Origin of the sequence: Mucilaginibacter sp., assembly GCF_041663085.1 — a bacterium.
Lineage (GTDB): Bacteria > Bacteroidota > Bacteroidia > Sphingobacteriales > Sphingobacteriaceae > Mucilaginibacter.
In genome coordinates, this window is sequence record NZ_JBAZRC010000196.1 from 1 (window position 1) to 6,797 (window position 6,797).

8 protein-coding genes are annotated in these 6,797 nt (G+C 38.4%); 3 read left to right on the top strand and 5 right to left on the bottom strand.

The features are described from left to right. Positions 1-912: sigma-54 interaction domain-containing protein (locus WC615_RS21855; RefSeq protein ID WP_372980169.1), on the top strand; the 912-nt coding region annotated here is incomplete at its 5' end. 123 nt (positions 913-1,035) lie between these two features. Here the strand turns inward: WC615_RS21855 and WC615_RS21860 are convergent. From WC615_RS21860 to WC615_RS21880, 5 genes are all read right to left on the bottom strand, one after another. Then, positions 1,036-1,713 carry an SDR family NAD(P)-dependent oxidoreductase gene (locus WC615_RS21860; protein WP_372980170.1) on the bottom strand — a complete coding sequence of 226 codons (678 nt, stop codon included), beginning with the start codon at positions 1,711-1,713 and terminating at the stop codon, positions 1,036-1,038. Between the two features lie 93 nt (positions 1,714-1,806). After that, entirely contained in the window at positions 1,807-2,370 is a 564-nt protein-coding gene (locus WC615_RS21865) for a Crp/Fnr family transcriptional regulator (RefSeq protein WP_372980171.1), read from the bottom strand. 78 nt (positions 2,371-2,448) lie between these two features. After that, on the bottom strand, positions 2,449-3,615 hold the full coding sequence (locus WC615_RS21870; protein ID WP_372980172.1) for a sensor histidine kinase: 1,167 nt from the start codon (positions 3,613-3,615) through the stop codon (positions 2,449-2,451). 118 nt (positions 3,616-3,733) lie between these two features. Further along, positions 3,734-4,297 carry a hypothetical protein gene (locus WC615_RS21875; protein ID WP_372980173.1) on the bottom strand — a complete coding sequence of 188 codons (564 nt, stop codon included), beginning with the start codon at positions 4,295-4,297 and terminating at the stop codon, positions 3,734-3,736. 34 nt (positions 4,298-4,331) lie between these two features. Further along, positions 4,332-4,544 (bottom strand): hypothetical protein, encoded by a 213-nt coding sequence (locus WC615_RS21880; RefSeq protein ID WP_372980174.1) that lies wholly within the window; start codon positions 4,542-4,544, stop codon positions 4,332-4,334. Positions 4,545-4,757: 213 nt separating this feature from the next. Between WC615_RS21880 and WC615_RS21885 the strand changes: the two genes are divergently transcribed. Together WC615_RS21885 and WC615_RS21890 are read left to right on the top strand one after the other, a co-directional pair. After that, positions 4,758-4,925 (top strand): glycoside hydrolase domain-containing protein, encoded by a 168-nt coding sequence (locus tag WC615_RS21885; protein WP_372980175.1) that lies wholly within the window; start codon positions 4,758-4,760, stop codon positions 4,923-4,925. 723 nt (positions 4,926-5,648) lie between these two features. Beyond that, a partial coding sequence (locus WC615_RS21890; protein WP_372980176.1) for a chloride channel protein occupies positions 5,649-6,797 on the top strand: 1,149 nt, incomplete at its 3' end.

The window sequence follows — 6,797 nt, forward strand, 5'->3', positions numbered from 1 at the left end:
TTAGATAATGTTAAAATAGTGGGTACGTCAGATATATCTGTGCTGATATTAGGAGAAAGTGGTACAGGTAAGGAATTGATTGCGCAAAGTGTTCATCGATTATCAGAGCGCAAAGAGAAACCGTTTATAGCAGTAAATTGTGCAGCTCTTCCGGCAAACCTTATCGAGTCGGAACTATTTGGCCATGAAAAAGGATCATTTACCGGGGCCACAGACAAGAGGATAGGGAAATTTGAGCAGGGAAATGAAGGCACTGTTTTTTTAGATGAAATTGGTGAACTGCCCTTGGAATTGCAAGTGAAGTTGCTAAGGGTTTTGCAAGAAAAAGAAATAGAATCGGTAGGAGGACGAACAAAAAAAGTAGATGTACGAATAATAGCGGCGACCAACAGGAATTTGGAGGAGGAGATAGCTGCAGGCAGGTTTAGATTGGACTTATATTATCGTATCAACATTTTCCCTATACTATTACCGCCTTTGCGCGAACGCAAGGAGGATATCGTAGCATTGGCTAAGCACTTTGTAAATATATATGCCCGAAAAGAGAAAAAAGAGATTACCGGGGTGGCGGATCATGTGATACAAGCCATGATCAATTATACTTGGCCGGGAAATATCAGGGAACTGGAAAACACGATAGCCAGGGCAGTATTACTTACCAGTGGGCCAATTGTTAACTCGCTGAAGTTATCGGGACAAAATAAAGTGACTGAGACGGTATCTAACGGCCGAGTAAAATCCCTGATAGATAATGAACGGGATCATATTCTTTTTGCACTTGAACAGTGCAGTTGGAGGATATATGGACAGGGTGGTGCGGCAGAACTACTTGAACTTCACCCATCTACATTAAATTCTCGGATAAAAAAATTGGGTATAGAAAAAAAGTATGCTAAAAATGAAAACGGTTAATACCTATTTTAATTTGAGCCTAATAAAGCGAGCCAACAAGCATAACAATTTTCCCGGAACGCGAAGGCCAACCATCCACGTTTATTATTCAGCAACCATTGGTTAAATGTGATAGTAAAGCAGTTATAAATTCTTTTTAGCGATAGCATATACCATTTGTGCTATATCTTGCACTTCGGCCGTACGTTCAGATAAGTGCATTCCGGCTATAAATTCTTCCGTAGCTGCATGCATTGACTTGGAATCTATGCCCGGTGTTACTGTATTAAAGCTGATGTTATATTCCCCAAATTCGGCCGCAAGCTGTAATGTAAGGGCGTGTACTGCACCTTTGGGTGCAAGAACTGCTGCACCTGGAGCGCCTCCCCGTATTGGGTTAATTAATGGCATGCCAATATTAATCACTATGCCTTTGCCTTGCTTAAGCATTTGTGGAATAATACCCTGCGTGATCAAAAAAGGCCCTTTTAAGTTAGTATCCAAAAAACGGTCGAGATAACCTTCATCTACGTGAAAGAAAGGCTTAGTCTCAAAAACACCTGCATTATTCACCAATACATCAACCGATCCGAATTTTGCCACTGCTGTAGCTAAAAGCTTTATTCCGGTAACCCTATCACTAACGTTGCTCGCTACAACCGCCAAATTTCCGCCACCGCCAAGTTCGTGAAACAACTGTGTTATTTTATCTGTATTTACTGAATTGAGCACTACATTATCTCCCTTGTCTAAAAAAAGTCTCGCTATTGATTTCCCTATACCCGATAATTCACCGGCAACAACTATCGTTTGTTTCTTCATTTCGGCCTAAGTAAAGCAAGATATTTCAGGATGGTGTGTGACCTGGATCACATTCGGAAAGAAAAAAAATATTTAATAGTTACCACATAGGTACTACAGCCGACTAAGTGTTTCTCTTGAAACCCCTAAGTATGCTGCGATCAGGTTCTTGGGGACTGTATTATATAATTCAGGATATAATTTCAAAAGTTCTTCGTAACGATGCTTGACGTTATTATTCATAAAGGACAAAAGCCTTTTTTGTGCGGCAACGTAGCCTCTGTTGGTTCTCCACCTGAAAAAGTGCTCCACTTCATGTATTTCATTGCATAACTTTTCCCTATCGTTATTACTTAAACAAAGCACCTCGGTATCTGAAATGCAATCAACGTTTATAGTAGCTTTACTTTGACTGTATAAGGCATTGTAATCGGAAGCCCACCAGGTTGGCATAGCAAACTGAAGAATGAACATTTTCAGATCATCGTTTATAAAGAAGGATTTTAAGCAACCGGAAATCACGAAATATTCACAATTCACAACATCCCCATCAGTAATTATGGCCTGTCCTTTTTTAAAATCCTGCTTTTTAAAATGTGAAAAGAAATATTCAAACTGTTCCTCAGTAAGAACGGCTGTTTTAGTGATATGACCTTTTAACAATTCTTTAGGATCCATAAGTTGCGGTGACCAACAATAGTATAATTTTTAAAGATAAATATTCTTTTAAAAATTGATGGCATTACTATGATTGATTTAGAGACACGAACAAGGTAAAGTAAAATAAAATTTGGACCCTTTATTTATCTCGCTTTCCAACCAAATGTCACCATGATGTTGCTTCAATATTTGTTTTGTTAAATATAAACCAATTCCATATCCCTTAACTGGTTTACCGCTTACCCGCTCCACTCTGTAAAACCTGTCAAATATTTTTTTCTGGTCAGCTGGTCTAATACCCATTCCATGGTCTTGTATCTCTACCTGAAGGTAATTATCTATTGTTCGAAAATTTATATTAATCACATCTGTTTGTGAAGAGTATTTTATGGCGTTGCTCAGCAGATTTTGAATTACCTGGCAAATTTTCTCCCTATCAGCAAACACCATTACGACTGCAACGCGCTTAAGCAGGAGAATATAACCCGGATATAAGAGACGCAGGTCATCTATTATCTCTTCAAATAATTCCTTAATGTTAAACATTACCGGCGAGTATTTGATTTCCCCCGCTCCTATTGCAGGCGATTCCAGATAACACTCGATCATGTTGTTCATTTTTTCGATTTGTAATCCGGCTTTCTTCAGCATCTGCCAGGTAAGATGATTATCCGGATTACCAATTTCACGTTCAAAAAGCTGGATATATAGTTTAATAACAGATAGCGGTGATCTCAAATCATGGCTTACAATCGCCAGGTGGTCTCGTTTTAAAAGCTCAATCCGTTTCCTGTCCGATATATCTTCAATTAATCCATGCATTTGAGGTAAAGTATTCGATCTACTGAAAGCGGTTGTCCCGGTTATCCTAAACCATTTAGGGTGAAGATTATTTGACTCGATGACTGGCACTTCTATATCAAAAGAGGCATAGGTTTTTAATGCCAGGTAAAAGCTTTCCGATACCTGCCTGCTATATTCCCCAACTACAAGGCCCATCAGGTCGCTTTCCTTGATCTCTCCACCGCTTAAAGCCGGAATTAACTCCCTGCATCTGCTACAAACCATCAGTGAATTCGTTAAAAAATCAAAGGTCCAGATTCCGGATCTCAAAGAATTTATAGCGAACTGCATTCGTTCAACTTCATCGCATGGTGAATGTTCGCTATTTGTATGAAGCTGTATGGATGATATTTTTATGTTATGCCCGGTTACATACGTTTTCGGAGATCCTAAAAATAGAGTACTATTGTTGTTTTGCATTGTGAGTTGAATAAAAATTCAGGCGTATTACCTGGCCAAAATCAAATTAATCAAGCGATGGTATTCCGTCTTTTTTAGCCGGTCGAATTACCTGGCTAAAAAAGACAGTTGCACCCGATCAAAGGCTGAAGGCATATGCTACCCGCAATCCAAAGAAGTTACTCGATTTACCTGTTTCATAAAATTTAGTATTGCCTTCAAACCTAAAGCCTGCATCTATATAATTTTTGGCACCAACAGGAAGTAAAACCCCTACCTGGGGTGCATATACAAACGAAGCAGATTTTTCGGCCTCATTATTATTTGTCAGGAACGACGCCCCAGCTTCTCCCTGTACATAAAATATTTTCACAGGGAAATATTTCAGGCCCGCTTTTACCGGAATAAGGTGAATGTCGTTCAAACCGGGACTATTCTTTGCAAAAATATTATTGTACCCACTATTCAACGTGACGTATAGCTGGTTGCTGATTAGCGGGAAGTCGGCTTGGGCAGACCCTCCAAAACTCCACCTATAGTCCCTTCGTAACGATCCGACAGGAATGCCCGCGTCAACACCAATACTAAGCCGGATCCCTGATCCATAAGTTTCTGTTTTGTTGTTAGATTGAGCTTTTACATTGTGTCCCAGGAAAGAGAACATTACTAGTGTAATAACACCGATTTTAATTGAATTTTTCATGATTGTTTATTTATATTAAAAAAACTGTTAAGTGCTACTTTAAATGAGTGATGAGTATACTCATGGCTATTCTGTAAAGCGTTTTTAGAGTCCGAACGATCAACTTTACGCCCATTATAGAAAGCGGGGCATTTGAAGAGTTATTATTTTGATCGCTGATAGTTTTAGGGGAAGTAAGCGATACATATAATATTGTTATGATGCATGTTGCCATCGCCATATGCGTAACTATGTAGACTGTATCCATTGTCTTGATTTTAGATTCATGATGAATAATTGATGGAACACTTTCTCACTGATTCCTTTTGTGTTCGCCATACCAAGCGCGTGCCACATATTAAATTATTGATTACCAGATACTTGATTTTAAGTCAAAGATTTTCCGATGATTTAATTTCGTTAATTAACATTTTTAGGAACGAAATATAAAGGCTAAGAAACGGGTGTTGCTTATCCGGTAATGGTCCGCTTGATTGCCATAGCCGGCTGGTCACCCGTAGATACGACAATTAAACTTACCCTTGATTGGAAAGCTTTAGGCATAAACCCGGCCGAAGCTACGATTACGGCCCCGGTCATTAAGAATTTCCAGGCAGCTGCAATTACTTTTGCTAAGGGTAAAGGTTGATTGCTGATAGTGCAATAATGGTAACGATTAAAAGTCATTTCGCACCGTTAAATGATTCATTGAGTAAAAGATTTTTCGATAGATAACTAACACATAATTGGACAGTTAAGACAAAGGTTCATTACCCTAGCTCTCCGCAGATTATCATATCAAAACATCATTAAGCCCGTAAATCGTTAATTTAAGGGCTTTTTTGTTGCTTCTACTCATTCAAATCATGCGTAAATGCTCAGAAACTCCATTGAGTTATTTATTGAATAGTTGTATCCCAAAAAAACTCAACGAAAACTCTATATTAAAATGATAATCAACATGTTAAATTAATAAACATCATGATTTAAAATTTCTTCAGATCGATATTTGTTAACCCATATTTTAGTTAATTATGTTGGAAAAAAGCTTCGGGCTACTATTCTTTATGAGCAAACCCAAAAACTACACGCTGAATAACGATCAGTCTGTTCGATGTTTGGAAGGTGACAATTGTTATAACGATGACCGAACTATCATCAGACTAGTTAACCACAATGTTGATATATTCATTAACCAGCATAGCTTATCTTTATTATGGAAACCATAAATGGTGATAAAGTGCTAATGACACTTCCTGGGAATGCCTTGAGCTAAGGTTAAAATTGTATTGGACGCGCAGCGGATTGAGCCTCCAAAATAGCTTTCTATATAATTTACGTACTTTTGCAGAAGCAACATTAAAAATTATTTATGTTTATTAAGTTTTTCGATTATATCGATATCTTAAATAATTATCGAAAAGCCAAAATATCCAATCGTAATTTTCTTATAATCCTGGCTATTCTGGTTGGCATTCTTGCAGGTATAGCAGCTGCAATTCTAAAAAGCCTCACTCATCATATCGAAGAGTTTCTGCAAAATGGCTGGCAATGGAAGTATAAATATTATGTATATCTTCTATCACCGATGATCGGGATCCTGCTTACTGTTTTATATATTAAATATTTCATCAGAAAGAGCAAATTTGAAACCGGGCTTACGCCTCTTTTGTACGCTATTTCTAAAAAATCCAGCAGGATTGATACACATAACGTATATTCTCAAATTATAACGTCAGCCATTACTGTAGGATTTGGTGGCTCAGTTGGACTGGAAGCTCCAATCGTTACCAGCGGTTCTGCAATAGGGTCTTCCCTCGGGCGTTTTTGGGGACTTTCTTATAAAGAAATCACATTACTGCTAGCCTGCGGTGCTGCGGCCGGAATTGCTGGAGCTTTCAATAGTCCGATAGCCGGTATTGTATTCGCGATTGAAGTACTATTGCCGGAGTTCACTATTCCGGCTTTTATTCCCCTTTTACTTTCCGCTGCAACCGCTGCAGTTGTTGCCCGGCTTTTTTACACACAACAATTGTTTATTTTGGTTACCCACGGCTGGGAAATAAGTTCGCTTTTCTATTATGTATTGCTCGCTCTGTTGATTGGCTTGTTCTCTATCTACTTCACTAAAGCTAACTATTTTATCAAAGGTCTCTTTTACAGAATGCACGGCATTTATAAAAAGATTTTGTCAGGCGGACTTTTATTGGGGGTAATGGTGTTTGTGTTTCCTACGCTTTATGGAGAAGGCTATATTACCATCAAACAATTATTAGCCGGCAATTACCTTTCTGTAATTAATAACAGTATTTTCTCTGATTACCATGATATTCCCGGTGTAGTTATACTTTTTACTGTATTCACTATTTTCGCAAAGTCAGTTGCAACCCTGGTAACACTGGGTGCAGGCGGAAACGGGGGGACTTTTGCGCCGAGTTTGATTATGGGCGGGCTAATAGGTTTCATATTTTCATTTACTATTAATCTAACAGGTGTCATTCATCTCAACACCACAAACTTT

Excerpts from the sequence above, each read along its gene's own strand:
- WC615_RS21860 (WP_372980170.1), bottom strand. The coding sequence starts at position 1,713 with ATGAAGAAACAAACGATAGTTGTTGCCGGTGAATTATCGGGTATAGGG.
- WC615_RS21865 (WP_372980171.1), bottom strand. The coding sequence starts at position 2,370 with ATGGATCCTAAAGAATTGTTAAAAGGTCATATCACTAAAACAGCCGTT.
- WC615_RS21870 (WP_372980172.1), bottom strand. The coding sequence starts at position 3,615 with ATGCAAAACAACAATAGTACTCTATTTTTAGGATCTCCGAAAACGTAT.
- WC615_RS21875 (WP_372980173.1), bottom strand. The coding sequence starts at position 4,297 with ATGAAAAATTCAATTAAAATCGGTGTTATTACACTAGTAATGTTCTCT.
- WC615_RS21880 (WP_372980174.1), bottom strand. The coding sequence starts at position 4,544 with ATGGATACAGTCTACATAGTTACGCATATGGCGATGGCAACATGCATC.
- WC615_RS21885 (WP_372980175.1), top strand. The coding sequence starts at position 4,758 with ATGGTCCGCTTGATTGCCATAGCCGGCTGGTCACCCGTAGATACGACA.